The sequence below is a fragment of the Parafannyhessea umbonata genome, assembly GCF_900105025.1.
Lineage (GTDB): Bacteria > Actinomycetota > Coriobacteriia > Coriobacteriales > Atopobiaceae > Parafannyhessea > Parafannyhessea umbonata.
Genome location: NZ_LT629759.1, coordinates 700,432 through 723,364 on the forward strand (window position 1 = coordinate 700,432; position 22,933 = coordinate 723,364).

43 protein-coding genes and 1 other RNA gene are annotated in these 22,933 nt (G+C 61.0%); 34 read left to right on the top strand and 10 right to left on the bottom strand.

Translation table 11 applies throughout. The features are described 5' to 3' along the window. Nucleotides 1-200: 200 nt before the first annotated feature. The 3 genes from BLT96_RS03130 to BLT96_RS03140 all read right to left on the bottom strand — a co-directional run bounded on the left by BLT96_RS03130 (nt 201) and on the right by BLT96_RS03140 (nt 3,867). Entirely contained in the window at nt 201-1,286 is a 1,086-nt protein-coding gene (locus tag BLT96_RS03130; RefSeq protein ID WP_090861654.1) for an IS110 family RNA-guided transposase, read from the bottom strand. A gap of 213 nt (nt 1,287-1,499) precedes the next feature. Further along, nucleotides 1,500-2,342 (bottom strand): TIGR03915 family putative DNA repair protein, encoded by an 843-nt coding sequence (locus BLT96_RS03135; protein ID WP_090861656.1) that lies wholly within the window; start codon nt 2,340-2,342, stop codon nt 1,500-1,502. A 127-nt stretch (nt 2,343-2,469) separates the two neighbouring features. After that, nucleotides 2,470-3,867, bottom strand: coding sequence for a putative DNA modification/repair radical SAM protein (locus BLT96_RS03140; protein ID WP_090861658.1), 1,398 nt, complete (start codon nt 3,865-3,867; stop codon nt 2,470-2,472). Nucleotides 3,868-4,099: 232 nt separating this feature from the next. Here BLT96_RS03140 and BLT96_RS03145 point away from each other — a divergent pair, with 232 nt between their 5' ends. Further along, entirely contained in the window at nt 4,100-4,651 is a 552-nt protein-coding gene (locus tag BLT96_RS03145; protein ID WP_090844049.1) for a hypothetical protein, read from the top strand. 91 nt (nt 4,652-4,742) lie between these two features. Here the strand turns inward: BLT96_RS03145 and BLT96_RS03150 are convergent, their stop codons facing one another. Together BLT96_RS03150 and rnpB are read right to left on the bottom strand one after the other, a co-directional pair. Continuing rightward, nucleotides 4,743-5,009, bottom strand: a complete 267-nt coding sequence (locus BLT96_RS03150; protein WP_090861662.1) for a DUF4177 domain-containing protein — start codon at nt 5,007-5,009, stop codon at nt 4,743-4,745. 183 nt (nt 5,010-5,192) lie between these two features. Beyond that, nucleotides 5,193-5,546, bottom strand: an RNA gene (gene rnpB, locus BLT96_RS03155) — RNase P RNA component class A. A 127-nt stretch (nt 5,547-5,673) separates the two neighbouring features. On the opposite strand from rnpB, the gene BLT96_RS03160 reads away from it, so the two are divergent. Then, nucleotides 5,674-6,195 (top strand): PTS sugar transporter subunit IIA, encoded by a 522-nt coding sequence (locus BLT96_RS03160; RefSeq protein WP_090861664.1) that lies wholly within the window; start codon nt 5,674-5,676, stop codon nt 6,193-6,195. A 9-nt stretch (nt 6,196-6,204) separates the two neighbouring features. Continuing rightward, nucleotides 6,205-6,843 carry an IMPACT family protein gene (locus BLT96_RS03165; RefSeq protein WP_090861666.1) on the top strand — a complete coding sequence of 213 codons (639 nt, stop codon included), beginning with the start codon at nt 6,205-6,207 and terminating at the stop codon, nt 6,841-6,843. A 48-nt stretch (nt 6,844-6,891) separates the two neighbouring features. Here BLT96_RS03165 and BLT96_RS03170 read toward each other — a convergent pair whose 3' ends face one another. The 5 genes from BLT96_RS03170 to BLT96_RS03190 form a co-directional block, all read right to left on the bottom strand. After that, nucleotides 6,892-7,560, bottom strand: a complete 669-nt coding sequence (locus tag BLT96_RS03170; RefSeq protein WP_090861668.1) for an HAD family hydrolase — start codon at nt 7,558-7,560, stop codon at nt 6,892-6,894. Between the two features lie 95 nt (nt 7,561-7,655). Continuing rightward, nucleotides 7,656-9,137: a C1 family peptidase gene (locus BLT96_RS03175; protein WP_172824972.1), complete on the bottom strand. Its 1,482-nt coding sequence runs from the start codon at nt 9,135-9,137 to the stop codon at nt 7,656-7,658. Nucleotides 9,138-9,295: 158 nt separating this feature from the next. Beyond that, nucleotides 9,296-10,420 (bottom strand): hypothetical protein, encoded by a 1,125-nt coding sequence (locus BLT96_RS03180; RefSeq protein ID WP_157692128.1) that lies wholly within the window; start codon nt 10,418-10,420, stop codon nt 9,296-9,298. A gap of 2 nt (nt 10,421-10,422) precedes the next feature. Next, nucleotides 10,423-11,220: a glycine zipper 2TM domain-containing protein gene (locus BLT96_RS03185; protein ID WP_090861673.1), complete on the bottom strand. Its 798-nt coding sequence runs from the start codon at nt 11,218-11,220 to the stop codon at nt 10,423-10,425. Nucleotides 11,221-11,272: 52 nt separating this feature from the next. Continuing rightward, nucleotides 11,273-11,521, bottom strand: coding sequence for a helix-turn-helix domain-containing protein (locus BLT96_RS03190; protein ID WP_090861675.1), 249 nt, complete (start codon nt 11,519-11,521; stop codon nt 11,273-11,275). 280 nt (nt 11,522-11,801) lie between these two features. On the opposite strand from BLT96_RS03190, the gene BLT96_RS03195 reads away from it, so the two are divergent. The 31 genes from BLT96_RS03195 (at nt 11,802) to BLT96_RS03335 (ending at nt 22,789) form a co-directional block, all read left to right on the top strand. Beyond that, entirely contained in the window at nt 11,802-11,996 is a 195-nt protein-coding gene (locus BLT96_RS03195; protein ID WP_090861677.1) for a helix-turn-helix transcriptional regulator, read from the top strand. Between the two features lie 36 nt (nt 11,997-12,032). After that, nucleotides 12,033-12,194, top strand: a complete 162-nt coding sequence (locus BLT96_RS10545) for a hypothetical protein (protein ID WP_157692129.1) — start codon at nt 12,033-12,035, stop codon at nt 12,192-12,194. Between the two features lies 1 nt (nt 12,195). Next, nucleotides 12,196-12,480, top strand: a complete 285-nt coding sequence (locus tag BLT96_RS03200; RefSeq protein ID WP_090861679.1) for a hypothetical protein — start codon at nt 12,196-12,198, stop codon at nt 12,478-12,480. A gap of 1 nt (nt 12,481) precedes the next feature. Beyond that, the gene (locus tag BLT96_RS03205; RefSeq protein ID WP_090861683.1) at nt 12,482-12,670 is read left to right on the top strand and encodes a helix-turn-helix domain-containing protein; all 189 of its coding nucleotides are present in this window, start codon (nt 12,482-12,484) and stop codon (nt 12,668-12,670) included. Continuing rightward, a complete protein-coding gene (locus BLT96_RS03210; RefSeq protein WP_157692130.1) occupies nt 12,651-13,193 on the top strand; it encodes a hypothetical protein in 543 nt (180 codons plus the stop codon). Before BLT96_RS03205 ends, BLT96_RS03210 begins: the two co-directional genes overlap by 20 nt. Beyond that, entirely contained in the window at nt 13,186-14,184 is a 999-nt protein-coding gene (locus BLT96_RS03215; RefSeq protein WP_157692131.1) for a DUF1351 domain-containing protein, read from the top strand. The genes BLT96_RS03210 and BLT96_RS03215 overlap by 8 nt, the downstream gene beginning before the upstream one ends. Further along, nucleotides 14,184-15,041, top strand: a complete 858-nt coding sequence (locus BLT96_RS03220) for a recombinase family protein (RefSeq protein WP_090861689.1) — start codon at nt 14,184-14,186, stop codon at nt 15,039-15,041. The genes BLT96_RS03215 and BLT96_RS03220 overlap by 1 nt, the downstream gene beginning before the upstream one ends. Then, nucleotides 15,041-15,355 carry a hypothetical protein gene (locus tag BLT96_RS03225; RefSeq protein WP_090861691.1) on the top strand — a complete coding sequence of 105 codons (315 nt, stop codon included), beginning with the start codon at nt 15,041-15,043 and terminating at the stop codon, nt 15,353-15,355. The genes BLT96_RS03220 and BLT96_RS03225 overlap by 1 nt, the downstream gene beginning before the upstream one ends. Nucleotides 15,356-15,370: 15 nt before the next feature. Further along, nucleotides 15,371-15,796: a single-stranded DNA-binding protein gene (locus BLT96_RS03230; RefSeq protein WP_090861693.1), complete on the top strand. Its 426-nt coding sequence runs from the start codon at nt 15,371-15,373 to the stop codon at nt 15,794-15,796. A 10-nt stretch (nt 15,797-15,806) separates the two neighbouring features. Beyond that, on the top strand, nt 15,807-16,223 hold the full coding sequence (locus tag BLT96_RS03235) for a hypothetical protein (protein ID WP_090861695.1): 417 nt from the start codon (nt 15,807-15,809) through the stop codon (nt 16,221-16,223). A 77-nt stretch (nt 16,224-16,300) separates the two neighbouring features. Then, nucleotides 16,301-16,624 carry a hypothetical protein gene (locus tag BLT96_RS03240; RefSeq protein WP_157692132.1) on the top strand — a complete coding sequence of 108 codons (324 nt, stop codon included), beginning with the start codon at nt 16,301-16,303 and terminating at the stop codon, nt 16,622-16,624. Between the two features lies 1 nt (nt 16,625). Continuing rightward, on the top strand, nt 16,626-17,057 hold the full coding sequence (gene dut, locus BLT96_RS03245; RefSeq protein ID WP_197674380.1) for a dUTP diphosphatase: 432 nt from the start codon (nt 16,626-16,628) through the stop codon (nt 17,055-17,057). 3 nt (nt 17,058-17,060) lie between these two features. Next, nucleotides 17,061-17,387, top strand: a complete 327-nt coding sequence (mihF, locus tag BLT96_RS03250; protein WP_090861699.1) for an integration host factor, actinobacterial type — start codon at nt 17,061-17,063, stop codon at nt 17,385-17,387. A gap of 64 nt (nt 17,388-17,451) precedes the next feature. After that, nucleotides 17,452-17,652: a hypothetical protein gene (locus BLT96_RS03255; protein ID WP_090861701.1), complete on the top strand. Its 201-nt coding sequence runs from the start codon at nt 17,452-17,454 to the stop codon at nt 17,650-17,652. A gap of 13 nt (nt 17,653-17,665) precedes the next feature. Beyond that, nucleotides 17,666-17,884 carry a Lar family restriction alleviation protein gene (locus BLT96_RS10960; protein WP_090861703.1) on the top strand — a complete coding sequence of 73 codons (219 nt, stop codon included), beginning with the start codon at nt 17,666-17,668 and terminating at the stop codon, nt 17,882-17,884. Then, nucleotides 17,881-18,132: a hypothetical protein gene (locus BLT96_RS03265; RefSeq protein WP_157692133.1), complete on the top strand. Its 252-nt coding sequence runs from the start codon at nt 17,881-17,883 to the stop codon at nt 18,130-18,132. Before BLT96_RS10960 ends, BLT96_RS03265 begins: the two co-directional genes overlap by 4 nt. Before the next feature lie 109 nt (nt 18,133-18,241). Continuing rightward, nucleotides 18,242-18,796, top strand: a complete 555-nt coding sequence (locus BLT96_RS03270) for a hypothetical protein (RefSeq protein ID WP_197674381.1) — start codon at nt 18,242-18,244, stop codon at nt 18,794-18,796. Next, nucleotides 18,789-18,998 (top strand): hypothetical protein, encoded by a 210-nt coding sequence (locus tag BLT96_RS03275; RefSeq protein WP_090861708.1) that lies wholly within the window; start codon nt 18,789-18,791, stop codon nt 18,996-18,998. The genes BLT96_RS03270 and BLT96_RS03275 overlap by 8 nt, the downstream gene beginning before the upstream one ends. After that, a complete protein-coding gene (locus tag BLT96_RS03280) occupies nt 18,991-19,287 on the top strand; it encodes a hypothetical protein (RefSeq protein WP_090861710.1) in 297 nt (98 codons plus the stop codon). Before BLT96_RS03275 ends, BLT96_RS03280 begins: the two co-directional genes overlap by 8 nt. Further along, entirely contained in the window at nt 19,268-19,429 is a 162-nt protein-coding gene (locus BLT96_RS10550; protein WP_157692134.1) for a hypothetical protein, read from the top strand. The genes BLT96_RS03280 and BLT96_RS10550 overlap by 20 nt, the downstream gene beginning before the upstream one ends. After that, nucleotides 19,419-19,928 carry a hypothetical protein gene (locus BLT96_RS03285; RefSeq protein WP_090861712.1) on the top strand — a complete coding sequence of 170 codons (510 nt, stop codon included), beginning with the start codon at nt 19,419-19,421 and terminating at the stop codon, nt 19,926-19,928. Before BLT96_RS10550 ends, BLT96_RS03285 begins: the two co-directional genes overlap by 11 nt. Next, entirely contained in the window at nt 19,915-20,208 is a 294-nt protein-coding gene (locus BLT96_RS03290; protein ID WP_090861714.1) for a hypothetical protein, read from the top strand. The genes BLT96_RS03285 and BLT96_RS03290 overlap by 14 nt, the downstream gene beginning before the upstream one ends. A 31-nt stretch (nt 20,209-20,239) precedes the next feature. After that, a complete protein-coding gene (locus BLT96_RS03295) occupies nt 20,240-20,551 on the top strand; it encodes a DUF4406 domain-containing protein (RefSeq protein ID WP_197674382.1) in 312 nt (103 codons plus the stop codon). Beyond that, nucleotides 20,541-20,843 carry a hypothetical protein gene (locus BLT96_RS03300; RefSeq protein ID WP_090861718.1) on the top strand — a complete coding sequence of 101 codons (303 nt, stop codon included), beginning with the start codon at nt 20,541-20,543 and terminating at the stop codon, nt 20,841-20,843. The genes BLT96_RS03295 and BLT96_RS03300 overlap by 11 nt, the downstream gene beginning before the upstream one ends. Continuing rightward, nucleotides 20,836-21,063 carry a hypothetical protein gene (locus BLT96_RS03305; RefSeq protein ID WP_157692135.1) on the top strand — a complete coding sequence of 76 codons (228 nt, stop codon included), beginning with the start codon at nt 20,836-20,838 and terminating at the stop codon, nt 21,061-21,063. The genes BLT96_RS03300 and BLT96_RS03305 overlap by 8 nt, the downstream gene beginning before the upstream one ends. After that, the gene (locus tag BLT96_RS03310; RefSeq protein WP_090861723.1) at nt 21,050-21,349 is read left to right on the top strand and encodes a hypothetical protein; all 300 of its coding nucleotides are present in this window, start codon (nt 21,050-21,052) and stop codon (nt 21,347-21,349) included. The genes BLT96_RS03305 and BLT96_RS03310 overlap by 14 nt, the downstream gene beginning before the upstream one ends. Continuing rightward, a complete protein-coding gene (locus BLT96_RS03315; RefSeq protein ID WP_090861725.1) occupies nt 21,342-21,566 on the top strand; it encodes a hypothetical protein in 225 nt (74 codons plus the stop codon). The genes BLT96_RS03310 and BLT96_RS03315 overlap by 8 nt, the downstream gene beginning before the upstream one ends. Before the next feature lie 205 nt (nt 21,567-21,771). After that, nucleotides 21,772-21,966 carry a hypothetical protein gene (locus BLT96_RS03320; protein ID WP_157692136.1) on the top strand — a complete coding sequence of 65 codons (195 nt, stop codon included), beginning with the start codon at nt 21,772-21,774 and terminating at the stop codon, nt 21,964-21,966. A 28-nt stretch (nt 21,967-21,994) separates the two neighbouring features. Continuing rightward, nucleotides 21,995-22,204, top strand: coding sequence for a hypothetical protein (locus BLT96_RS03325; protein ID WP_090861729.1), 210 nt, complete (start codon nt 21,995-21,997; stop codon nt 22,202-22,204). Beyond that, on the top strand, nt 22,197-22,388 hold the full coding sequence (locus tag BLT96_RS03330) for a hypothetical protein (RefSeq protein WP_090861731.1): 192 nt from the start codon (nt 22,197-22,199) through the stop codon (nt 22,386-22,388). The genes BLT96_RS03325 and BLT96_RS03330 overlap by 8 nt, the downstream gene beginning before the upstream one ends. Beyond that, the gene (locus tag BLT96_RS03335; RefSeq protein WP_090861733.1) at nt 22,385-22,789 is read left to right on the top strand and encodes a hypothetical protein; all 405 of its coding nucleotides are present in this window, start codon (nt 22,385-22,387) and stop codon (nt 22,787-22,789) included. Before BLT96_RS03330 ends, BLT96_RS03335 begins: the two co-directional genes overlap by 4 nt. Nucleotides 22,790-22,933: the final 144 nt, after the last annotated feature.

The following is a 22,933-nucleotide window of genomic DNA, read 5'->3' on the forward strand; positions in this document are numbered from 1 at the left end:
CGTGTCTGGTTCGACGCACGACTGCAAGTCTGATATCCGCGTGTTGGCTAACGCATTCCGACGCTTCGGCTGGGGAGCTCCGCTGGTCTAGGGTCGCGCGTGGCGAGGCCCGGCCTCGCTGCGCATAGTCGAATCGCGGGGTGCCCCACGCGCCTCGGCCGCGCCGCGCGTGCGGGAGGGTGGTTTCGCGGCTCGGCGGCTCACCCGCAGAGGGCGAGCGCCCAGCAGAACCCGACGAGCTCGCGGGCGACGGCGACGTTGGTGACGTTGGCGCCCTTCCCCTTCGCCCTTAGGTCGAGGTACCTGCGGTGCAGCCTGCGGTTGGCCCGCGCCGCAATCCCCGCCGCCTCCGCCGGGAGCCCCGCCGACGAGGCCACGTCGGTCTCGGAGGCCGGCGACAGGGGCCTGGCGTGGTGCCAGGCGGCCTCGACGAGGAGCCGCCTGACGTGCGAGTTGCCGGTCTTGGTGATCCCGCCCCTCGAGGTCGTCTCGCCCGACGACGACTCCGACGGCACGAGGCCGACGTAGGACATGAGCGCCCTGGGGCTGGCGAAGCGGGAGAAGTCGCCGATCTCGACGGCGATCCCGAAGGCGGTGACGGTCGAGACGCCGCGCAGGGCGCGGAGCCTGGAGGTGACGCCGGCGAGGTCGTCGGCGCCGGACCTCTCGGCGATGGCCGAGTCGAGGCGGTCGCGGCGCTCCTCGCACTCCCTGACCTGCGCGACGTACTCCTCGAGCACGAGCCGCTCGCACGGGTCGTCGAGCTCGATGGAGCGCAGCCACTCGCGGTGCGCCCTGGTCCACGTGGACCTGCCCTTCGGCCACACGTGGCCCTTCCTGAGCAGGAACTTCGACAGCTGGTGGCGCGCCCTCATCAGCGCCTCGCGCGCGTCCTCGCGGGCGCGGGACAGGTCGCGCGCCGCCTCCATGGCCGGCGTGGGAGGGGCGCACTCGACGAACTCTCCCACGGCCAGCAGCCTCGAGAGGAAAAGGGCGTCCCTCCTGTCGGTCTTGACGCGGTCGCCCGAGGGCCGCACCATCTTCGAGACGGCGCCCACGTGGCAGGGCAGCCCGAGGGCGACGAGCCTCCTCTGCAGGTCGAAGCCCGTGGGGCCGCTCTCGTAGAGGCAGCCCGCGGGCTGCGGCAGCGAGGCCGCCCAGGCGGCGACCGCGCCGGGGTCGTAGCCGAACGTGCGCTGCACGACCTCGCCCGTCTCGAAGACGAACGCCGCGGCGCTGATGGAACGGGCGTGCACGTCAAGGCCGATGCTGGTAGAGTACAACATGGTCGGGACCTCCTGTGAATGTGGTAAGCCGGACTCCTTCAAGACCGAGCCTAACCCACGCCGCCACTCGATGGCCACTGCTTTACAGAGTGAGGTCCCGATCACTCTACATATCGTCTAGTCTCGCGGTCTACGACGCACGAGCGGATATAGCTACCATGTGGCGGGGCGTCCCTAGGGGCGTCCCGCCTTTCCATGGCCCCGAGGTCGGCGTCATGCGCTGGGTGGGTCCGGAATATCCGCTTGCATCGCCGATTCCAGCGTGGGGTCAAGTTCTGTGAGCCCTCCCCAGAAGCGCTTGGGCATCCAGCTTGTCCGAAGGTCATACCCGCGCTGCGAGGCATCTCGTCCATCGAGACCCACGGAATCGTAGAAGCGCTTCCACATCGCATGCATATACGTCTCTCCCTCTGCGAGGTCGGCGGCATGTTCGGACAGCTCGCGCGTCAAGCGATCGTCCAAGCGATTGACGGTGCAGCGACGGTCTCCCTCCTTGTGCATCGCGATAACGCGGTGCTTTGGGTCGAGTAGGCAGAATCGGTCACCTCGCATGCGTGCAGCGAAGTAGCTGCATGTGAGGGGAATCGTATCCGCCTTAGGGCGAAATGACGAGAAGTACGTTCCGTCGGAAAGACGGGAGAAGCGGACGAACTGTCGTGTGCGCTCGCATTCCGAAAGGGTGTAGCGTGCAAGCCTGTCAAGCTCTGCCACGGTCTTGTCGGAGAGCATTGCCCGGATGCGGGGTCCTTCTTCGAAACCGAGACGTACGTACCTGTGGATCGTCTCAGGAACGTCTTGATTGTCGTTTGCGGCCGCGAGAGCGAGCCTCGAGGCGCAGGAACCCTTACAGTGAGAGGGGCATAGCCCGCCCTTCCTGAGGGGACACCCCATGCTGACATGTCGCTCGAAGCCCTTGTACACGCGCCTCGAAAGCGCGGGGGAAGAGTCGAATCTCGTTTCGAGCGGTATTACCACGCGCTCGTCTAGGGCGGGTTGGATGTCCTCTGAATACGCGAGGCGCACCATGCTTGCCGGGGCGTGGGCGAGGTACACCATCCCGACACTAGCAAGAATCCCATCGAGACTATGGCCGCAGGAGATGACGACCCGAGAGCCCTCGGAGATGCATTTCGAAATCTCTGCGACTGCGTGGCGGATGTCTTCTGGTGCGCACTGCTCGACTCTAGAAGAGCGAGAGTTGTCCCTCTGCGGAGCGACGGGCTCTGTTGTATTTACTATCGCGTGCACTTCTCGCCACCTCCTTTCTGATGAGCTCCTCGTCGAGAGGGGCCCTTGGGTCTCGCATCCCATTGCAGCAGATGAAGTGACGTGCGCGTTTAAGAGTGATGTTGAGCATCTTTAGGTCGTCGTAGCTAAGCAGCTTGCGCCGCCTGGCCGCGACGATGCGTCGTGCGCCCATGGGTCCGATGCCGGGCACGCGAAGAAGCTCCCCAAGACTTGCGGAATTCACCTCCACAGGAAAGCGTTCCTGATGGGCGAGGGCCCAGGCGAGCTTTGGGTCAAGATCGAGGTCGAGCCACGGTGTGTCTGGGGTCGTCAACTCGTCTGCGTCGAACCCGTAGTATCTCATGAGCCAATCTGCCTGGTAGAGCCTATGCTCTCGTCTGAGGGGCACGGGGGTGGCCGAGTCTGGAAGTCGAACGTCCTCGACGACGGGCACGTAGGCAGAGAAGAAGATCCTCTTGAGGTCGAACTTCTGGTACAGGGACTTGGACAGCTGAAGAATGTGGTGGTCGCTTTCGGGTGATGCACCGATTATCAGCTGTGTCGATTGACCGGCGGGCGCAAACTTCCTCCTGCCCGAGCCAACGGGGTCGGGTGGGCGCAGCGTCATCGAGTTGGAGTTCAGGCGGAGTCCCATGTTGGTGCATGAGGGCGCCCGTTGGGCAACGTTGTTTGACGAGCGACACACAAGCGCTGCCCTTGCCGCGCCGTGGCCGGTCTCGAGAAGTCGCTTTGCCTCGCCTTGGCGGGTAGCGGTGATCTGCGCCATGGACTTGGTGATGCTTCCGGCATCCTTGTTGGGGCAGAGCTCTGCGAGGGATTTGGAGCTTGGCAGCTCGAGGTTGGCACTCATGCGGTCTGCGAGATGTCCCAGCCTGTCCAGAAGCTCGGGAGAGGTGCCGGGAATGACCTTTGCGTGGACGTAGCCGTTGAAGCGAAGATCCTCCCTAAGGACGCGGAGGCACTCGATCATCCGCTCCGTGGTTGCATCCGGCGTTCCTAAGACGCCGGAGCTGAGGAAGAGGCCCTCGATGTAGTTACGCTTATAGAAGTCGACCGTGAGCTCCGCCAGTTCGCGCGGTTCGAACGTCGCGCGCCTGCAGGACGCGCCGCAGCGATTGACACAGTACGCGCAGTCGTAGCTGCACGCGTTGCTCATGAGTACCTTCAGGAGCGTGATGCAGCGTCCGTCGCGCGAGAACGTGTGACAGAGGCCGGCACCACTTGCCAGCCCCACCTTTCCATCCTTGGGCCCCCGCGTGACCCCCGAAGACGTGCATGCGGCGTCGAATCGTGCCGCCTCTGCCAGTATGCCGAGCTTCGTGAGGGTGTCCATGGCTAGAATCCAATCGCGAACGAATGTTCTAGATAGTGTGGAAGATTCTAGCACAGATGGGTACACGTGTTCGCGTCAAGTTCGGCAGATGTGGCGACGCGGTTGCGTCTTGGGTCGGCCGAAAGCACGATTATCGAACCGACGCGCCGTTTGCGAACAAGTCGCGGGCACGTCGTCGCGGAGCGTTATCCTGCGAACAAGGAGCGGTTCCGAACACAGAGGGGTGATCGACATGAAGTTTGGCTCTAAGTCCAGTGTTGCGGTCGCGGCGGTGAGCGCCGTGCTCTTCTCGACCGCCCTGCTTACGGGGTGCGGATCCGCTGGGTCTGGCACAAAGGGTGACGTGTCGTCCTCTGCGGCGACGGCCGTCCAGAAGAAGGCGACCGAGACCTACGACTCGATCTACGACGAGTACTCGAAGCAGATCGAGGAGGCCGCACCGAAGGCGGTGGAGGAGTTCAAGAAGCAGGCCGAGGGCAACACCGACGTCAAGAAGCTCGCGGAGGTAGCAAACGATCAGGTGGGAACGCTCGCGAAGATCATGACGGACGGCAGCAAGAAGATGGCCGAGCTGAGGGAGAAGAACGGGGACTCCTACAAGACCTACGAGAAGAACTACAAGAAGCTCTACAAGGTCTATAGCGACAAGGCCATGGACGTATACGGTGCGTACCTGGACGTGTACGGAAAGCAGGTTCCGGGTTACAACGACCAGATGAAGCAGCAGATGATCGACCAGTACAAGGCGACCGTGCAGCAGCTGGCGCCGGCAGAGTCAGATTAGGTCTGCGGCAAATCCGTAGCCTGGGGTAATGAGATGGTGTCCGGGGGAGTGGGGTCGTGCCCGCTTCCCCCGGACTTTTGTGCGAGAGCAGTTACTCGATCTTCTCGAACACCATGGTCGCCTGTATGCGGTCGCCGCCACCGAAGCCCTTGCTGCCACCGCTCGCGGTGGATATGGTGTGGAGGCGGTAGCCCTTTGCCGCCTGGGTGTTGATGACGTCCTCTAGTTCCGTGAGGTTGCCCGAGCCGGTGCCGAAGAGTTTCTCCTTAAGTGTTACCTGCAATACGACGTAGTGGTAGCTCTGGCCTGACGCTATCGAGTACGAGGACTCGTGGCGCATGTCATCGATAAATCCCATGGGCGCTCCAATCACCAAACGTTGATAGCTTCTATCTGCATTCCGCAGGCATTTCGTTCCGATTCGCATCCATGCCGTTGAGGGCTGTCGGATCGATTCTGGCGGCATGCTTTTCGGAGATTGCCAAGGCCCACTCAAACCTAGGGGACGGGACCCATATGTGTGTACTTCAAAAAAAGGTAATAGCGAAGTGGGCCGGTGAGCCGGGTTCTGTCGTGGACGATCATTTATCTACTGACGCCGTTACCGACGCCCTCTAGCTCGCAACCCGAGCGCAGTGCGGGCCACACCATGGCGCTCCTATTTGCGATTGCTCCGGAGGGGGCTTGCCAAGCCGCCGTATCGCTACGACGCTGGTAGTCTCTTACACTACCGTTTCAGCTTTTCTCTCACTCGCTTGCGCGAGCAGCGGGAGTCTTCTTTTCTGCGGCGCTTTCCGTCGGGTCACCCCGCCAGGCCGTTAGCCTGCCTCCTGCCCTGTGGAGCCCGGACTTTCCTCATGACGCTTGCGCGCCCCGCGATCGTCTGGCCCACTTCGCTCACGCGATTGTACCAGACGGCCATGCGGTGGGGGCAAATCGGTACAATGTTTGCGAATAAGACATGATTGGCACGAGAGCCTCCCGGCGCCGTTTGCCGTGGGGGGGCGATTGATGGGGTGCGGATGGGATTGTTGCAGAGGGTGCTGGGACCACGCGTCGAGGTTCCAGCTGATCTGGAGGTGGACGCGGCTCCTGGACAGGTGCTTGCGCCCGTGGGCGGCAAGGCGGTACCGCTTTCGGAGGTGCCGGACCCCGTGTTCGCCACCGGGGGCCTTGGGGCGGGCATGGCAATAGAACCTGACGGGGGCACGGTCTTCTCACCTGTAGACGGCGTGGTGACGGTGACCGCGGGCACGCGTCACGCCATAGGCGTCACGGACGAGAAGGGCGCGGACGTCTTGGTTCACATAGGTGTGGACACGGTGTCGCTGAGGGGTAGCGGCTTTGCGTACTTCGTGCGCAAGGGGGACCGCGTGCGTGCCGGCCAGGCGCTCATGTCGTTTGACCCGGAGCTGATACGCGAGAGCGGGCTTGACTCCCACGTGGTCGTCGTCGTTACGAACACGGAGGACCTCGCCGCGGTGACGCCGGTGGTGCCTGGCATGATTGACGCGGGGGACCTCGCGATTGCTATCGAATACTAGGAGCTCCTCATGCAGCGAAGCTATCAGACCATGGCGGCGGGCCCGGAGGTCACGGGCGAGTTCGAGGATCGCAGGAGTCGCTTCATCGCGCAGCTTGCGCACGTGGAGAGCGGGGCGGAGGCGGAGCGCTTCATCCAGGAGGTGCGGGCTCGGCACCACGACGCCAGGCACAACGTGCCGGCGTGGATTCTGGCGGACGGGCGCGAGCGATGCTCGGACGACGGCGAGCCGCAGCGCACGTCCGGCATGCCGACGCTCGAGGTGCTTCGTGGCGCCGGCCTAAAGAACGTGTGCTGCGTGACCACGCGCTACTTTGGCGGGACGCTCCTGGGGCCGGGCGGCTTGGTGCGGGCGTACACCGCCGCGGCGCAGAACGCGGTTGCGGCGGCGCGCGAGGCGGGGCAGATCGTGACGATGACCATGGTCACGAAGGTGACGTGCGTCATCCCGTACTCCGCTTACGGGCGGGTGGAGCGGCTCGTGGCGGACTGCAGGGGCAAGGTGCACGACACGGTGTTCGCGGAGGACGTGCAGATGAACTGCGTGTTCGTGACGGGCGACGAGGCCGCGTTCACGTCCGCGATGCTGGAGCTCGCAAACGGCGAGGACCTGTGCCACGTGGGCGAGCCCATGTTTGCGGAGTTCTAGCGGCCGCACCGGCGGCGTGCGGGTGAGGGCCGATGCGGCCGCGCTTGGCTAGAACGAGAGCCCGCGCGCCAGAAGGTCTTGCTCGAGCGCGCCCGCGTCCGTGAAGAGGTGACCGTGCATGCCGGCCGCACGCGCGCCGCGCACGTTGTCCGCGTTGTCGTCCACGAAGAGGCAGCGCGCGGGGTCGAGCCCGTACTCGCCCGCAAGCATGTGGTAGATGCGCGGGTCCGGCTTCATGAGGCGCACGAACGAGGACACGAGCCAGCCGTCCATGTGCGAGAACGCGGGGATGGAGTCCTTGAACGCCATGAAGCTCGTCCCGGCGTTCGAGAGCAGGTAGCAGCCGTAGCCGGCATCGTGCAGGCGCGCCACCAGCTCGTTTGTGCCCGGGACGACGGTGCGGTGGCGCCACCAGCCGTGCAGGCACTCGTGCAGCGCGCCGTGCAGGCGCTCTGGCAGGAGCTCTCGCGACACGCGCTCCATGGTGTCGTCGTCAATCGCCCCGGCATCCAGAAGCGCCCAGGACGGGTGCGAGAAGAGCGCGGCGTCAAGGGCCCGCGCGTCGTCTTCGCATGAGGTGAACTTTCGGGCGAACTCGATGCCGCTAAAGCGCATGAGCACGCCGCCCATGTCGAATATCACGTTTTGTATGGCGGCCTCGGCCGAGGAAGGCGCGTCCTTCTCGCCCGCGGCGTTGCCAACGCTTGAGCCTGCCATGCTGCCTCCTTGTGGGAGCGGCCGCCCCAGGGGACGGCCGCGCTGATCGATGCTTGTGGGCGCCTGTGGGATTGGCGCCTTGTGCGTGCGGGACGCTAGTCCCTCGTGCCGAGGGCGTGGCAGATGTTGCTCCACGGGGCGACGTCCTCCACGGGCGCCTCGTCCCACAGCTTCAGGACGTCTGCGGGCACGAACTCGCGGCGCACGTCGACCTCGCCGCCGTACAGGCGGAACCAGTCGGCGCTCATGACCAGGTAGCCGTCCTTGCCCTGATCCTTGCCCCAGCTGTTCTCGATGCGCCACGCCTTGGGCTGGCCGTCGGCGTCCAGCTCGACGCCCTGGAAGCACATGGCGTGGGTGAGGCTGGTCTCGCGCGCGTCGATCATGTCGGCGCGGGTCATGGAGAGGTCGACGCCGAACAGGCCGTTCAGGTCCTCGCCGTCGAGCGACAGCACGTACTTGAAGTCCTCGATGTTGCGCGGGAACTCCTGCATGACGTCGCACGCCATGGCGCATGGGACGCCGGCCCTCAGGCTCGCGATGGCCGCCTGCTCAAGCACCTGCGGCTCCACGTTCAGCACGCGGATGGGCGTGCCGCCCTGGACGGAGTCCGTGAGCGTGAGGTGGTACGCGCGGCCGTACGGGCGCGACTCGCCGGGCATGGAGACGAGGGCGACGTAGTCGTCGGGGTCGGCGGGCACGTAGCGCTCGGCGAACTCGAGCGGCGTGATGCCGAGGTCGCGGATGACCTGCGAGGCGCGGGACTCGTCCTTCTCGCCCTGGGCGCCGCCGTCGGCACCGTCCGTCGCTGGCTTCGGCGCGGGCTCGATGGGGGAGAGCTTTGCCGCGTCCGCCTTGCAGTTCTTGCCGACCTTCATCACGAAGTCGAACGTGACGGGCGGCTCGCCCAGGCACGTCGCGAGCAGCTGGTGCACGTCGGCCAGCATGTCCTGCTTTGCGGCGCGCAGCTCTGCTTCTGGGGCCCCGTCCTTGTGCATGCGGCGCAGCGTGAACGCGTCCTTGCGCACCAGGCGCTCGAGCTGGGCGTTCATCTGGCTGGAGTTCTTGGTGCACGCGGTCTCGGGCATGGCGTACTTCGGGACGATGCCCCACTTGCGCACGACGTTCATCGCGAACGAGTAGTAGCCGCCGTCGCCCATGCCAAAGTCGAGCACGTGGCAGACCTCGCGGGCGTCTTCCGGCAGGTCCGCGGTCTGGATGACGTACTCGAGCGTGGAGTTCGCCTTCTCGAGCTTGTCGTAGAACATGCCAAACGCCTGGCTGAACTCGATCGTGTCCACGTCGAGGAAGGTCATGGTGTCGTGGCGCAGCGCGTTCATGGCGCTGAAGAACCAGCAGCGGCCGCTCTGGCGTTGGTTCGTGACCTCGGCGGTCTTGGGGACGGTCACGCCAAACGTGTCGCTGTACGTGCGCATCTTTGTGGTGTCGCGTGCGGCGGCCATCACGTTCGCGGACGTGACGGCGTTCCTGGCGACGCGGTTTGCGCGATCCGCGCCAAACGCGGCGTTGCGCTCCTGCGCCCATGTGGTGTCGACGCTGAGTGAATCCTTGCTCATGTGTCTCCTCACATAGATAGAGAGTTGGTTTTGACCATACGAGAATAGCACCATGCCGCCCGAACGCGTTCCGTGGCGCCGCCATGTCGCTATACTGGCATGGTATAGCGATATTGACAAAATCGCAGGTAAATCGCTTGTATAATCTTGCTTGGTCCCTAATCGTCCCAACCGTCTGCAAAAGGATTTTTGGAATACGCGCTGGCAACGGCCCTGATGTAGTCGTTCTCATGCGGTCTGTCGTAGTGTTGACCGGTGACTCCGCCGACAGAGTGGCCCATGAGTCTCTCTATTAGCCAAGGCTCCATGCCAAGCGTGTACCTTGCAATCGTCTGCCACGATGCTCTGAGCGTCTGCATTGGTAGGTACCTGATTCCTGATGACATGACGAGTTTTCTGTACGCCCTCTTCACATAGTCCTGAGTCGCTGGCGAGTCAGAATCAGGCCCGACCAGCCACTCGTACCCCGCATTGCGCCTCGCGGTGGCGACCTCGTACACACGCCTCCCCATAGGACCCGGAATGGCGATTGTCCTCTCGCTGAACCTGTTCTTGAGCGTGTCGGTCAGCCCAGCGGCCTGAGTGACCTGACGTGTTATCGGCATCGAGCAGACTCCTGACTCCATTGAAGCCTCGTCGCACCTCACGCCTATTGACTCGCCAACGCGGCAGCTGCCGAACGCGCAGAGCAGAAACGGTATCTCAGCGACGGAGCCTCTGAGAGCACGCCACACGTCCCTGAGTTCGTCTACGTCGTACGATTCGCTAGTGCTCTCTCTCGACTCCCTGACGGGCATCTCTAGCGCAGCGGAGAACGGGTCGTTGTCGGTCGCGCCCATGAACCTAGCCCTGTCCATGATGCGCGACAGTACGGTCTTGCACTGCATGGCCGTTGCGTTCGACTTCGACAGGAGCCACTCCTGAACGTCTGGTGGACTCACTGCGCCAAGCTGTACGTTGCTCCACCTAGGCCCTACGTGGTTCTTCCACGTCGAATCGAACTGCCTACGTGCGTTAAGGCTCATTTTCCCCGACTCGCAACGCCTGTCTGCCCAAGGAACCCACCACAGGTCGTGCGCCTGACCAACGGTGACTGACCCATGCTCCTCGGAATGCTCGACGTGAAGCAGGGCGAGCCTGTCGAACGCCTGTCTGCGCGTCCCGTGTACCGTCTCGCTCATCCTTCGGTACGTACCGCCAGAGTCCTTGCCCCAGTACCTAATCCTGTACTTGCCCTTTGAGACTAGCGTGACGCTGCCCCATGATGCTCTCTTTCCGGCCATGGCTATATGTACCAGCGCGCGCCACAGGTGCGGCATACCATCTCTGAGCGGTTCTTCTTGCCGGTCATCGCTCCTACGCCAGCGCCAACGGCGGTCCCGACCGGGTTAACTATAGAGCCTACCGCTCCTCCAACCACGGCGCGGCCAACAGAGACCTTCTTTCCTGAGCCGAGGACCATGGTGTCATGTGAACCGCACTTGGGGCATATCGTCGGGTTGTGCCTGTTCTGAACCTTCGCTGGCTTTCCCGCGTACTTGTTGGGAGCGTAGTGGAAGCTGTTCATCTGTGCGAGATACGCCTCGCGCTCATAGGATGACATTGTCTCCGCCTGTATATCGCGTGCCTTCTCGGCCTTCTCCTTGGCCTCATTCTCCTCGCGTACTGCCCTGCGCTCCGCATCTCTCTCGTCTGAGATGCGCCTCTCTATCGAATCCCTCTCTACTATTGCGTCTGCATGCTTGTAGAACATCTCCCTGTCTTCGTCGGTTGGAGAGTAGCCAAGGCGCTTGCTCGCTCGCCTCTCGTACCTCCTGTCGCCGAATCCGAACGCGAACTCTGGCACAAGCCAGATGCAAGAGCAGGCGGCTGTAGGAGCAATTCCGTAGTCTGGTATAGCTCCGAGAGACAGGACGGTAAGCGCTATCCCCGCCCTTATCACGTGCTTTACTGGGTCGCCCTTCTTCGCCCTCTCGTTAGCGACGGCGTTCTGCCACCTCTTGTAGCGGATGTATCCGTCGCTACTCTCGTACTCCGAGACCGTCTTCTCAGCCTCAGCAAGCTCTCTCTCGTAGCCAGACATATCTTCCCCCCATCTCAATTTGTGTCCAATGATGGAACTAATGTTCTAAAAGTCACGCGCGGCCAGCGAAGTGACCATTAGGCGTGTCTGACAGCCCAATGATGTAGTCCGCGCTGCAATCGAGCGCGCGGCATATCTTCGCGAGCATGTCCGAGTCGGGAGTGCGCTTGCCGTGCTCCCATCCGCTCACGGTCTGCTTTGTCACGCCAACCATGCCGCCAAGCTGCTCCTGCGTGAGCCTGCGAAAGCCCCGCATCGATGCGATACGCAGTCCTATAGAGACGGAAGAAGAGGAATCCATGTGCGCCTCCTTTTTGACTTAGTAGCCTTGTACCCGATTATTTCAGAATTCCACTTGCAAAAGTTCGCAAACTGCGTACTATGGTCAGTGTCGAGTAAGCGAAGCGCGTACTTCGACGGCAGACCTTTGACAATCGGATACCCCAGTACGTCGGACGGGGAGAGAGGCCCCTAAGACCGCTGCTGGAATGCTCGTGCGCTAATCGATTGAGGAGGAGCGCTCAGGCGTTGCGGCATGGATGACCGCAACGAAGGAACAAAACATCAGTTGGAGGTTCTAGGTGTCCAACAGGTTCAAGGAACGCAGGAACGAACTCGGCCTCTCCGCAGAGCAAGCTGCCGTGAAGATAGGAGTCACGCTCGGGACGCTCTACTCGTGGGAGCGCGGAGACACGAAGCCGAACGCGAAGAAGCTCGCCGACATGGCAGTCGCTTATGAGGTGTCTGCCGACTGGCTCATTGGGCTTGAAAAGTAAGCAAATCGCGTACCTTGTCAAACAGGAGGGATAGCGATGAAAGATACTTTCAGCTACGGGCGTGGCCGCATCGAACAGTTTGTGTACGAGCACCCATACGTCTCGTTCGTAGCGTTCCTAGCAGCAATGTTCGGCTTCATGGCAATCGTCGGCCTAAACGACATGGGCGACAGGGTTACTGCTCTAGGAGGAATGTAGCATGCCGGACCTCTACTACTCGATAGGCTCGTCTTATCCCGGTCAGGTGAGCCTTGCTAACCACGGAGTCTACGACCCTAGAGCGAGGCTCCACAAGCCAATGCAGGTCCTCGCAAGACGCGGAGACTGGAAGCTCGTGAGCGCATGGAACGGAGACTCCTACGACTACCTAGCGAGCCACCCGACGCACGGAGAGTTCCACCTCATGGCGCGCGACGAGTCTGTCGCACGCACCCAGTGGCGCAGGATGCTCGACGAGATGGGGGTCAGGCCAAGTGAAGCTTGAGATGACATACACGGTCCGTCAGCTCCACGACATGACTGGCGTTCCGATGACAACGATTTACGACGCGATACACAAGGGGCTGCTCAAGGCCAAACCGCTCCCCGGATACGAGCGCGGATACCGCATCAAGGAGAGCGAGGTCCAGAGGTACTTCAACGGAGGCGATGCCGTTGGCAGCGAACGTCCTTGAGTTCTTCGTCCCGTCGAACCGAGTTGACAAGCGCGGCAGGCCGACTCACATGGATGGAATCAACGACGTCGTTGGCGCTGCTAGGGCGAACACCTATCTTAGCGCGAAGAAGAAGCGCGAGGACACCGAGTGGGTCGCCAAGTACGCGAGAGACGCAATGCTCTCGTGCGGGTGGGAGACTCCAGACGAGCTTGTGACCGTAACGACAGTCTGGTACGAGACGTCGCTGCTGCGAGACCTCGACAACGTTTACGGAGGCGTCAAGTACGTGCTCGACGCGCTTTGCACTCCGGCCAGATGGAGCGACAAGAAGCGAGCGTACACGCGCAACCCGTTCGGGTGCGGCGCCATCGTCGATGACTCGCGTAGGTACGTCGGGGAGCTTCGCTTCGGAGCAAAGGTCAGCAAGGAACATCCGGGCGTGCTTGTCCGTGTCAAGAAGATGCAGCCGAGTGTGAGGAGCGACGTTCTAGCTGCTGAGTGGGTTGACGAACAACTTGCAAATGGAGGTTGCAATGAGTGACGTACAGAACGTGACGCCTGAGATAATCGACGTCCCAGAGGTGATTAGCGGAGCCGACCAGTGGCTCGCAGAGCAGCGAGCCAAGGTATCTTCAATTGCCGAGGAATACAAGCCACACCAGATTACAAGCGGGCAGGACTACCGAGACAGCAAGCGTGCGAGGACAAGCGCACGCAAGGCAATCAAGGAGGTAGAGGACGCCCGCAAGCAGCAGGTCGGGGCGATAAAGAGCGCCGTGAAGGACTTCGAGACTCAGGTCCGTGACCTTCTCGAGCCGCTGTCAAACGTTGACGCGGACTACAAGGCTGCTCTCACCGAGTGGGAGAACCTCGTCATTGACAGCAGGACCCAATCGATTGCGGCGTGGTACGAGGACGAGTTCCCTGACGTGTCCTCGGTCATCCCGTTCAAGACGCTCTGGGACAGGTTCTCGGCTGAGGGAAAGTGGGGACTCTACGGGACCAACGAGGTCGCGATACGCGATGACGTTGAGAAGCGAGTAGGCGAGATAGAGCAGGACCTAGCGACGCTCGTCTCTGCCCCGTACGACGATGCTGACAAGGCCAACGTCAAGGCAGAGTACGTGAGGACGCTCGACATGTCATCGGCCCTCCGCAACGCAGACGAGGCTCGTAAGGCCAGAGAGGCGCTAAAGCGAGCGGAAGAGGAGCGGAAGAAGCGCGAGGAGGAGGCCGCAGAGTACGAGAGGCAGCTCCGTCTCGCTAACGAGCAGGCGGCTCGCGAGCAGGCCGAAAAGGATGAGCGAGAGCGTCAGCAAAGGCTTGCCGAGGCCGAGGCCGCTCGCCAGCGCCGCATCGAGACTGGCCAGGAGCATCCTACGCCAGTACAGCCGAAGCCCGTTGCTACCAACGAGAGCGCAACAAGGACGCTCGTGTTCGAGGTAACGGTGCCAGAGAGCGTCGCTGGTCAGTTCGTCGCCGCGATGAAGTCTATTGACGGCGTCCACGGAAAGAAGATTGGAGTCAGGTAATGGAAGAGACAACCGCGCTCGCGACGTTGGAACCGTCGCTCAACGAGCAGGTAGAGCTTGCGAAGGCACTCGCGCCAAGCGACATTATCCCAGCTGCGTATCAGGGGAAGCCAGCGAACATCGTCGTTGCAATCGAGTTCGGGCAGAGCATGGGCCTAAGTCCGGCTGAGAGCCTCTACCGAATCAACGTCATCAAGGGGAAGCCGACTGCGAGCGCGGAGCTTATCGCCGCGCAGGTGCGAAAGGCTGGGCATAAGCTGCGCGTTTCCAAGGACGAGGCCAACACGAGCGTCACCTGCACAATAGTCCGCAGCGATGACCCAAAGTATCCGTTCGTAGTCACGCGCGACAAGGCGTGGGCGCAGCAGATGGGCCTTGCCGTCAAGGAGAACTACCGCAAGCAGCCGCTCACCATGCTCACATGGCGAGCAATCACGGCATGTGCTCGCGAGGCTTGCCCTGAGGCGCTCTTCGGCGTCGCGTACACGCCTGACGAAATGCATGACTTCGACTCGGTGAGCGAGCCTGTGAGCGTCGATGGCAGCGCGACCGTGTCTGACGTCTCGCATCCACAGCAAGAGGACGAGCAGAAACCTCAGGACTACCTCTCGCAGGTGCGCGAGCTGTTCCACGCCTATCAGGAGGCGCGAGGCGGAATTGGTGCTGCTCAGGCCAACGGGGAGCTGTGCGACTACATGCGCGTGAAGTCGCTCCACGAGCTGAGCGAGGACGGAGCGGCGACTCTTGCAGAGATGATGCAAGACGTTGTCACCCGCTACAAGTCGCAGATGGTAGAGCCTCAGCAGACCGCCGAGTCCGGCGAGCCTGACCTCGCCGAGGCCGACTACGAGTTCTGATGGCTGGCATCTGCGGAGGGGCGCTCGTTGTCCTCGTGAGGACTGGCAAGGGGATAAGGCAGCAAACGTTCAAGCTATCAGCAATAGAGTGCCAGACGGCGGCGAAGGCCATAGACGCTCTCAAGTACGACTACGACGGTAGACCGAAGAGGTACAGGCAGATAGGCGAGGCCGAGTCGATAGACATTTGGAGGGAGGTCAACAGCGGTGTGTCGTTCGCCGACATTCAGGAGAGTCACGGGATATCGCCGCTCCAAATAGAAAGCGCCGTGAAGAGGTGCGAGTGCGGGCGGTACGGAAAGCTAGAGCCTTAGAGGAACAGGAGTCAAATGAGCATCAACGAGGTAGCAATCTCGGGGAACCTAACACGTGACCCAAACGTACGAAAGACGGCGAGCGGAAGCTCCGTCATGAACTTCTCGGTCGCGGTCAACGACCGTCGCAAGAACCAACAGAGCGGGGAGTGGGAGGACTACCCGAACTACGTGGACTGCGTACTCATGGGACGCCGAGCCGACTCGCTCGCGCAGTACCTCTCGAAGGGCACGAAGGTGTCAATCGCAGGGAAGCTCCACTACAGCTCGTGGGAGAAGGACGGCCAGAAGCGCTCGAAACTTGAGGTCCTCGTGAACGAAATCGAGTTCATGAGCCGAGGCAACGGAGGCGGAGGCCAGTACCAGCAGACGCAGCAGTACGCGCAGCCGCAGCAGCAAAAGCAGCAGAGCATCTATGACGATGACAGCATCCCATTCTAAGGAGAGTCAAATGGAAAGCACCCACGTCGACGAGAGCGCGGCCCGCAAGGTCGAGGACGCAATCCGCAACAAGAGCGGCGTGTTCATCGGGACTCACGACTGGTTCGAGGCGACGGGAGTCACGAAAGACGAGTACGATGCGTACCTCAACTACGGTGTCCGCTACGCCTCCCAGCTCGACTACAAGGACGCACACTCAGACATTCCTGGCGCGGTGAGCACGAAGGGCGTAGTCGAGAAGTTCACAGGAGACTCCAAGAAGGTCACCGTCCAGATTAGCATCGACCCGCACAACTACGGAGACGTCGCAACAATACAGCGCATCATAGGCGAGCCTCTCGACCTCGTCATGTACCCGATTCAGGCACCTCTGCCTATCGATGACGAAGGCCAGTGCGTGCCTGACGGCGTCGAGCCGATGTTCTAGCAGAGCACACGAGTCCTCCCGCGATTGGAGGCACGGGAGAGACCTCTAGGCGGTGGAGGTTGCCTTTGAGGCGTGACATGAGGAAGGACAGCCTGACCCTAGAGAGGTTCAGGAGGTGCGAGGCGGCGGCGAGGCTGCTAGAGAAGGCCAAGGACTCTTCCATCACTCGCAAGGCGAACGCCGCGAGCGGGTTCGAGTGGTGCGAGGACATGCTGGACGAGGCTTGGAACGACATAGACAGAATCGCCGAGCAGTCCGGAGACAGGGACGCTCGAATAGTCGCAGCGCACTTCCTGTTCCTCGAAACGTGGCTCGACACCGCCTCGGAGGTCGGGCTGTCAGTTGACAAGACGAAGAAGCTCGCATACGCCGCTCTCATGCGGCTTGACAAGGAGGAATAGCTTGGAGCGAATCAACGTTGCAGTTGAGGCAGGTTGCAAGGTCCCGCGTCGTGGTGACGATGACTCGGCGGGACTCGACCTCAGCGTCTCGAAAGACGTCTCGATTCCAGCGAGCGGCCACAAGATGTGCCACACGGGAGTACACGTACAGATACCGAAGAACCACGTAGGACTCGTGTTCATCCGTAGCAGCGTAGGAGCAAAGCGACACGTGGAGCTGTCAAACGGCGTCGGAGTAATCGACTGCGGATACACGGGAGAGGTCATGCTCCCTCTCCACAACCACGGTAACTCAGCGCAGTTCTTCCGCGCCGGAGAGCGAGTCGCGCAGCTGGTAATCGTGCCTTGCGTCATGACGGACGTGAACATCGTTGACGAGCTTGACGAGACGAGCCGAGGAGACGGCGGATTCGGAAGCACGGGGAAGGACTAGGAAATGGGACGATTCGACGTAGCGACAAACACAACGACAGACATGAGGCGCGACTACCTCAATAGCGCGATTGCTGCTCGCAAGGAGCGGGCCACAGTAAAGAAGCGCATCAACAGCGGAGAGCTGACCATTGCCGACGTGCTGGAAATGGAGTCTAAGTACGTCAAGCGCATGCACGTCGTTGACCTTCTCGCGGCGCGGCGGGGGCACGGAAAGGCAAGGGCGCTGAAACTCATGAAGAGGCTCAAGATTGGCGAGCACAGGCGCATCAGCGGACTCGGGCCTAACCAGCGCAAGAGGCTGTTAGAGGCCGTTGAGAAGGGCCAGTAAGGGACATTTGACCGAGTGGAGGCGTCGATTTCCGGCGCCTCTTTCTTATAGACGGGGGCTGCACATGATTGGCGAGCACTGTAGCGAGTGCTACCGGTTTTTCAAACTCGAGTTCGACGATACGTGCAAGAACGAGCTTGGCGAGAAGACCATCAAGGAACTCACGGATAACTGCGGATGGTGCAACGCATACCAGATTGTCGTTAGCAAGAACTCTCCCGTCCTAATAGACGGCGAATACGTTTGCGAAGACTTCGATATGTGAGCGAGGAACCCAGATGGATTGCATCAACGATGGCGTACTCAGGCGTTGCCCGTTCTGCGGTGGCAGGGCAGAGTACAAATTCAAGAGCAACGGAGAAGGTAGAAAGACTCAGGTATACGTCCGATGCACTGCATGTGGCGCGAGAACGAGGGCAACAATCGAGTGCTACAAATCCAACGTTAGGTCTCTCTGGAACATGCGTGCAGATAGCGATTGGGGAGTGGCCCGATGAGCAAGAGGACGTCGCCAAGAGAGGCAAAGAGCATGGTGTCTGGGGCAATCTACGTCCCGAACGACGTCGATGGAATCCTCGGAGCCGAACGCAAGATGATTTACGGCTGCGGGATGACGGCATCGGGCGTGTCGCTTTCGATGGGCACCCAGCGCAGCTGGCTCTCAACCTCGTGGACGAGGCGCTCTCGCCCGTTCGCAGACACGCTTGCCCGCATCGCCGACGCGATGGACGGGGGCGAGGAGTGATGCGCGTGTTGATTGCGTGCGAGGAGTCGCAGCGCGTCGCGACGGAGTTCAGAAGGCTCGGGCACGAGGCGTACTCATGCGACATTGAGCCTTGCGGGGGGGATACCCGATGATGCACCTGAACGTCGATGCGTTACAGATGCTCAAGCTGCATTGGGACTTGGTGATAGCCCACCCGCCATGCACGTACCTCACCGTTACGGGCAACAGGTGGTTCAACGAGGAGCGCTACGGGGACAAGGCCCGCGAGCGAAAGCGCGAGCGCGAGGATGCCGAGCGCTTCTTCATGGCCTTCGCGGAGTGCGGGGCGCCGCACGTCTGCATCGAGAACCCCGTTGGCGTGATGAGCACGGCGTGGCGCAAGCCAGACCAGATAGTGCAGCCGTTTGAGTTCGGAGACCCGTACGAGAAGAAGACGTGCCTGTGGCTTGAGGGCTTAAAGCCACTAAAGCCGACGAACGTCGTGGAGCCAGAGCCGCGCCGCGTATACAAGAGCGGCAAAACGATGCCCGCGTGGTACGCGGACGCCTGGAGCCTGCCGCCGCACGAGCGGGCGAAGGTGCGCAGCAGGACGTTCCCCGGCATCGCCAAGGCGATGGCCACGCAGTTCTGCGAGCAAATCGGCGTGGAAGGGCTAGAGAGAGGGGATGGCGAGCATGAGTAGCGACGAGAGCATATGGCGCATGCGCGTGCTGAGCACGACCATGCCAGAGTACGTTGGCGAGCTGGTGCGATGCAAGGACTGCGCATACCACGACGAGCGCGGATACATGCCGGGTCGCGTCACGTGCAGGATGCACAGCGGCATCTGGGGCAAGGATGACTTCTGCTCCAAGGCCAAGAAGCGGGAGGACGTCTATGAGTGACAAGCAGGCACGTCTCATGGAGCGCGCTCCAAACACTCTGAACGGCGGCACATTCGAGGTGTGGAACATAGGTGCTGGGTGCGGGATATACGTGGACTTCAACCCGTGCCCAACAGACACGAAGGTTCCGGAGACTATGGCCTTTTCAATTGACTTTCGCCGAAACCGCCTTGAGAACTGGGGCGGGCTTGGCGTGTGGTACGAGGACGCCACTGGCGGCAAAGCCATACGCGAGCTGGGATACGAGCCGATTGAGGATGGTAGCAGCGATGGCAAAGGACAGGACTAGGCACGCACGGCGCAGGGAGCCAGAGCGCGCGGGTGTGTCGCTCATCGAGCTGGTCAGATGGGCGATGGAGCAGCTGGGCGACGGCTTCGCCGATGCGGCTAAATGCGCGGAGGAGCTTAGGAGGGCGAGCGATGGCATATAGCGATTACGGCGCGTTCGTGTACCTCAACGGCAAGCGCAGGGAGGACAAGGAGGACGTAGGCGTATACGACACCGACGAGGCGTCCCTGCCCACTGGACTCCGCATATACGCGAACATCCTTAAGCGCAACGGTGACGGCCCGTGGTTCACGTTCTCGCACCATGGCGTCATGGGAGACGGCAGAGTCCGCGTCGGATGCTTCAAGCAGGCTTGGCCGGAGCTATACGATTGGGAGGTCGGCAATGACAAGCCGACCCTGTACACGTTCGATGACCTTTCCCGCAAGTTTGGATGGGACGATTACCAGGAGTACAACGGCGTGAGGTACGCATCCGACGAGTACGACAAGGAGTTCGACTTCCTAGGGTGGCACTTCAACTTCTGGGGCGACGATTACGGCAGCACTCCGAAGTACGGGGCGACCATGAGCCGAGACGGTGAGTCGTGGGAGTGCGGTTACGACTATGCGTTTGGGGCTGGTTTCTATGACATCCACTAGCGAAGAGCGGGACACGCGCATCCCGTACAGGCTTGGCACGGACCACTACTGCACCTACGAGAACGAAGGCGAAGAGAGCTACGTCCGCATGGGCGACATGATTTCACACGTCTATGACACGCCTTTTGGCGAATTCGAGATAGATGGAGAGCTGTGCTCCGTGCGCTACGGAGAGGGCGGATTCATCGACACCATCTCGGTGTACGTGTCTGGAAAGGAAATGAACTACGACGTTCCGTGCGAGGGAGTTTTCTACAGGATGGAGTCAGAGCATGTCTAGCGCTGAAACGGTTGATATGAAGAAAAAGGCGATGTTGTCGCAACCAATGGCGGGCAAGACCGCTGAGGAAATCGTCGCAGCCCGCGAGAAGGCGATTGCAGACCTCGAGGCGATGGGCTACGAGGTCGTGAACACCTACTTCACAGACGAGTGGTACAGCGACGAGGCGATGAAGGAGCGCGGCGTCGTGCAAGTCCCGCTGTGCTACCTCGCCAAGTCGCTTGAGAACATGAGCCTGTGCCATGCGGCCTACTTCTGCAAGGGCTGGGATGACGCCCGTGGATGCCGCATCGAGCACGACGCAGCCGTCGCGTACGGGCTGGAGGTGCTGTATGAGGACTAACGACGAGCGCCGCGAGGTGGCGGAGCGGATGCGGGTTTACTCGCATGATTTCGATTTCGGCGATTCTGACCCGTTTTGGTATGTGGCTAAGGCCGCGTTTGGCGATGCTGATGTACACACGTACTACAGCGTTTTTGCCCGCCTCGCCGACCTCATAGACCCGACATGTCACCTGGGGCCGGCTCACTTTGGAGGGTTTGGATGCGACAGGTGCTTCACGTGGTTCCCGGATATGAAGAAAAGGACAAGCCATTGTCCCGAATGCGGAGCGATGGTGGTGGACGATGAATAAATTCAAGAGCAGCTCGGTAGGAAGCGTGTCGGTGAAAATCGGCGTGACGGCAGAGCCAAGCGACGAGTTCCGCGATGTCGCCTACGCCCTCGGGTTCGTCCGCGTCGTGCCGTGCTTCGACTGCGCATATCAGGGCACGCATGACTGCCCGGATAAGGACAGCGCGGAGTGCATGGCCTTTTGCTCGAGAGGAAGGAAGAGAGACGATGACCAGCGATGAACGCGTAGAGATTGCGAAGAGGTTGCGCGGGACAAACGGCATCTTCTCATTCGTCTCGGCGCTTGGTATCGACATCGATAGTGATTGGTGCTGGACGGACGTGAGCAAGCGCGTGGCAGACCTCATCGACCAGACGTGCCACGTGGTGACCTCGGGCGAGTGGCGCGGCAGGCCCATCGGAAGCGCGTGCTCAGTGTGCCACGCCCCGCTCTACCCTTCGACGGCGTGGGCACATGGCATGAGGTACTGCACGCAGTGCGGGAGCAGGGTGGTGGACGATGACTAGCAGCGTGTTCTGCCCGAAGTGCGGGTTCGGAGTGCTTGTTGGCTGGGAGTTTGGTGACGCCACCGCCACTAACGGCTTTGGCGATGCCGTGTGCGACTACGAGGGATACATGAGTCACGTTCTGTACGACCACAAACGCAGTTGCCCGCTCTGCGGGACTGAACTTGAGATTAGCCACATGCTTGTTCCGCACTTCACGGCGGAGTTTGCGAGGTGATGCTTTATGAGTGACGTTGTTAGCGTCGTGATGTTCGTCGTTGTGCTGCTGTTCATAGCCTTCTGCACGTGGTGCTGGATGTGGCCGAGGTGACGCGATGAAAAAAGAGAATAGAAGCGGTGAGAGACGGTCTGGACTCAAAGAGAATCCGGGCCGTCTCTCTTCTGAGACAGAAATGTACGTGATGCACAGGGAGCCGTGCGTTATGTACAGGATAAAGCTGCCCGGCGCAGACCCGAAGCGATGCGTTGGACTTCTCTGCTGCAACAAGTGCGGCCACGTGACGCCTGACACTTCGAGCGTGTACTGCCCGAAGTGCGGGAGGGAAGTAGCGTCCGTAATCAACACTTCATACTCATGCGACGCGCTCAAGTACGCGCATGACACGGGATTCGACTAGGGATACGAGGCGGCTATGGAGGAGCGAAATGGGTAGATGGGCCGAGTCCGACGCAAAGAGGCTCAGAAAGATACGGAAGCATCTTGGCACGGCTTGGAACGAGTCGTTCGCGCTCAGCGACAACCTGAGCTGCAAGGCTGTCCAAGACAAGATAGAGGAGTCAATCATTGCGCTTAACTCGGCGTCGTTCGACTATGCGTCGTGGCATTTCGAAGAGGAGGCACGCGAAGATGGCTGACTGGAACTGCATGACGCAGATTCACTTCATTGATACCAAAGAGACAATCGACATTGACGGAGATTGGGTCGAGTACCTCAAGAACAATAGCCACGGAAACATTCGCAAGTGGCAGTTCTTCGCGAATGGGCTGCTAATCAACATGGACGCGGTGAGATACGTGAAGGTGGTGAAGACGAAGTGAGCTACACCACAGACAGGACGCTCGCAGCCGAGAGGATGCGCAACGAGGCAGACGGGTACCGCAACAACGAGAGGATGTACGGTCACGTCTCGAGAATCGACACGGGAGAGATTCCGGGCCTGTTCCAAGACCTTGCGACGTTCGTTGGGCTTCGAGGTTACATCCGCTCTGACGCCCTGTTCGACACTCTGTCAGACCTAATCGACCCGATTTGCCATATGACGGAAATCGGGAAGACTCCCAAAGAGCGCAAGTACGTTTGCAGCAATTGCGGAGCGACAAACGTTGCCCCAGCCGGTCATGAGAGACCACGCTACTGCGGCTGTTGCGGACACCGTGCAGTGTCTTTCGACCGGGTTGGTAGCGGCGCGATTGACGAGCCGGTTGACGTTCTGGAATGAGCGTTATAAAACGCTGCCAGATACTCAGCAATTCGACTATATGGCTAAGAATTAGTCGCAAGACAAACCGACCAAAACAAGATAAAAATACAATAAACGGGGTGGTTCTATGCTAGAGCTAATCTCTACGGCAATCATCTGCCT

What these genes read in the sequence shown, in the direction of transcription:
- BLT96_RS03130 (WP_090861654.1), bottom strand. Translation starts at nt 1,286, where the DNA reads ATGTTGTACTCTACCAGCATCGGCCTTGACGTGCACGCCCGTTCCATC.
- BLT96_RS03135 (WP_090861656.1), bottom strand. Translation starts at nt 2,342, where the DNA reads ATGGTGTACCTCGCCCACGCCCCGGCAAGCATGGTGCGCCTCGCGTAT.
- BLT96_RS03140 (WP_090861658.1), bottom strand. Translation starts at nt 3,867, where the DNA reads ATGGACACCCTCACGAAGCTCGGCATACTGGCAGAGGCGGCACGATTC.
- BLT96_RS03145 (WP_090844049.1), top strand. Translation starts at nt 4,100, where the DNA reads ATGAAGTTTGGCTCTAAGTCCAGTGTTGCGGTCGCGGCGGTGAGCGCC.
- BLT96_RS03150 (WP_090861662.1), bottom strand. Translation starts at nt 5,009, where the DNA reads ATGGGATTTATCGATGACATGCGCCACGAGTCCTCGTACTCGATAGCG.
- BLT96_RS03160 (WP_090861664.1), top strand. Translation starts at nt 5,674, where the DNA reads ATGGGATTGTTGCAGAGGGTGCTGGGACCACGCGTCGAGGTTCCAGCT.
- BLT96_RS03165 (WP_090861666.1), top strand. Translation starts at nt 6,205, where the DNA reads ATGCAGCGAAGCTATCAGACCATGGCGGCGGGCCCGGAGGTCACGGGC.
- BLT96_RS03170 (WP_090861668.1), bottom strand. Translation starts at nt 7,560, where the DNA reads ATGGCAGGCTCAAGCGTTGGCAACGCCGCGGGCGAGAAGGACGCGCCT.
- BLT96_RS03175 (WP_172824972.1), bottom strand. Translation starts at nt 9,137, where the DNA reads ATGAGCAAGGATTCACTCAGCGTCGACACCACATGGGCGCAGGAGCGC.
- BLT96_RS03180 (WP_157692128.1), bottom strand. Translation starts at nt 10,420, where the DNA reads ATGGCCGGAAAGAGAGCATCATGGGGCAGCGTCACGCTAGTCTCAAAG.
- BLT96_RS03185 (WP_090861673.1), bottom strand. Translation starts at nt 11,220, where the DNA reads ATGTCTGGCTACGAGAGAGAGCTTGCTGAGGCTGAGAAGACGGTCTCG.
- BLT96_RS03190 (WP_090861675.1), bottom strand. Translation starts at nt 11,521, where the DNA reads ATGGATTCCTCTTCTTCCGTCTCTATAGGACTGCGTATCGCATCGATG.
- BLT96_RS10545 (WP_157692129.1), top strand. Translation starts at nt 12,033, where the DNA reads ATGAAAGATACTTTCAGCTACGGGCGTGGCCGCATCGAACAGTTTGTG.
- BLT96_RS03200 (WP_090861679.1), top strand. Translation starts at nt 12,196, where the DNA reads ATGCCGGACCTCTACTACTCGATAGGCTCGTCTTATCCCGGTCAGGTG.
- BLT96_RS03205 (WP_090861683.1), top strand. Translation starts at nt 12,482, where the DNA reads ATGACATACACGGTCCGTCAGCTCCACGACATGACTGGCGTTCCGATG.
- BLT96_RS03215 (WP_157692131.1), top strand. Translation starts at nt 13,186, where the DNA reads ATGAGTGACGTACAGAACGTGACGCCTGAGATAATCGACGTCCCAGAG.
- BLT96_RS03220 (WP_090861689.1), top strand. Translation starts at nt 14,184, where the DNA reads ATGGAAGAGACAACCGCGCTCGCGACGTTGGAACCGTCGCTCAACGAG.
- BLT96_RS03225 (WP_090861691.1), top strand. Translation starts at nt 15,041, where the DNA reads ATGGCTGGCATCTGCGGAGGGGCGCTCGTTGTCCTCGTGAGGACTGGC.
- BLT96_RS03230 (WP_090861693.1), top strand. Translation starts at nt 15,371, where the DNA reads ATGAGCATCAACGAGGTAGCAATCTCGGGGAACCTAACACGTGACCCA.
- BLT96_RS03235 (WP_090861695.1), top strand. Translation starts at nt 15,807, where the DNA reads ATGGAAAGCACCCACGTCGACGAGAGCGCGGCCCGCAAGGTCGAGGAC.
- BLT96_RS03240 (WP_157692132.1), top strand. Translation starts at nt 16,301, where the DNA reads ATGAGGAAGGACAGCCTGACCCTAGAGAGGTTCAGGAGGTGCGAGGCG.
- mihF (WP_090861699.1), top strand. Translation starts at nt 17,061, where the DNA reads ATGGGACGATTCGACGTAGCGACAAACACAACGACAGACATGAGGCGC.
- BLT96_RS03255 (WP_090861701.1), top strand. Translation starts at nt 17,452, where the DNA reads ATGATTGGCGAGCACTGTAGCGAGTGCTACCGGTTTTTCAAACTCGAG.
- BLT96_RS10960 (WP_090861703.1), top strand. Translation starts at nt 17,666, where the DNA reads ATGGATTGCATCAACGATGGCGTACTCAGGCGTTGCCCGTTCTGCGGT.
- BLT96_RS03265 (WP_157692133.1), top strand. Translation starts at nt 17,881, where the DNA reads ATGAGCAAGAGGACGTCGCCAAGAGAGGCAAAGAGCATGGTGTCTGGG.
- BLT96_RS03270 (WP_197674381.1), top strand. Translation starts at nt 18,242, where the DNA reads ATGATGCACCTGAACGTCGATGCGTTACAGATGCTCAAGCTGCATTGG.
- BLT96_RS03275 (WP_090861708.1), top strand. Translation starts at nt 18,789, where the DNA reads ATGAGTAGCGACGAGAGCATATGGCGCATGCGCGTGCTGAGCACGACC.
- BLT96_RS03280 (WP_090861710.1), top strand. Translation starts at nt 18,991, where the DNA reads ATGAGTGACAAGCAGGCACGTCTCATGGAGCGCGCTCCAAACACTCTG.
- BLT96_RS10550 (WP_157692134.1), top strand. Translation starts at nt 19,268, where the DNA reads ATGGCAAAGGACAGGACTAGGCACGCACGGCGCAGGGAGCCAGAGCGC.
- BLT96_RS03285 (WP_090861712.1), top strand. Translation starts at nt 19,419, where the DNA reads ATGGCATATAGCGATTACGGCGCGTTCGTGTACCTCAACGGCAAGCGC.
- BLT96_RS03290 (WP_090861714.1), top strand. Translation starts at nt 19,915, where the DNA reads ATGACATCCACTAGCGAAGAGCGGGACACGCGCATCCCGTACAGGCTT.
- BLT96_RS03295 (WP_197674382.1), top strand. Translation starts at nt 20,240, where the DNA reads ATGTTGTCGCAACCAATGGCGGGCAAGACCGCTGAGGAAATCGTCGCA.
- BLT96_RS03300 (WP_090861718.1), top strand. Translation starts at nt 20,541, where the DNA reads ATGAGGACTAACGACGAGCGCCGCGAGGTGGCGGAGCGGATGCGGGTT.
- BLT96_RS03305 (WP_157692135.1), top strand. Translation starts at nt 20,836, where the DNA reads ATGAATAAATTCAAGAGCAGCTCGGTAGGAAGCGTGTCGGTGAAAATC.
- BLT96_RS03310 (WP_090861723.1), top strand. Translation starts at nt 21,050, where the DNA reads ATGACCAGCGATGAACGCGTAGAGATTGCGAAGAGGTTGCGCGGGACA.
- BLT96_RS03315 (WP_090861725.1), top strand. Translation starts at nt 21,342, where the DNA reads ATGACTAGCAGCGTGTTCTGCCCGAAGTGCGGGTTCGGAGTGCTTGTT.
- BLT96_RS03320 (WP_157692136.1), top strand. Translation starts at nt 21,772, where the DNA reads ATGTACAGGATAAAGCTGCCCGGCGCAGACCCGAAGCGATGCGTTGGA.
- BLT96_RS03325 (WP_090861729.1), top strand. Translation starts at nt 21,995, where the DNA reads ATGGGTAGATGGGCCGAGTCCGACGCAAAGAGGCTCAGAAAGATACGG.
- BLT96_RS03330 (WP_090861731.1), top strand. Translation starts at nt 22,197, where the DNA reads ATGGCTGACTGGAACTGCATGACGCAGATTCACTTCATTGATACCAAA.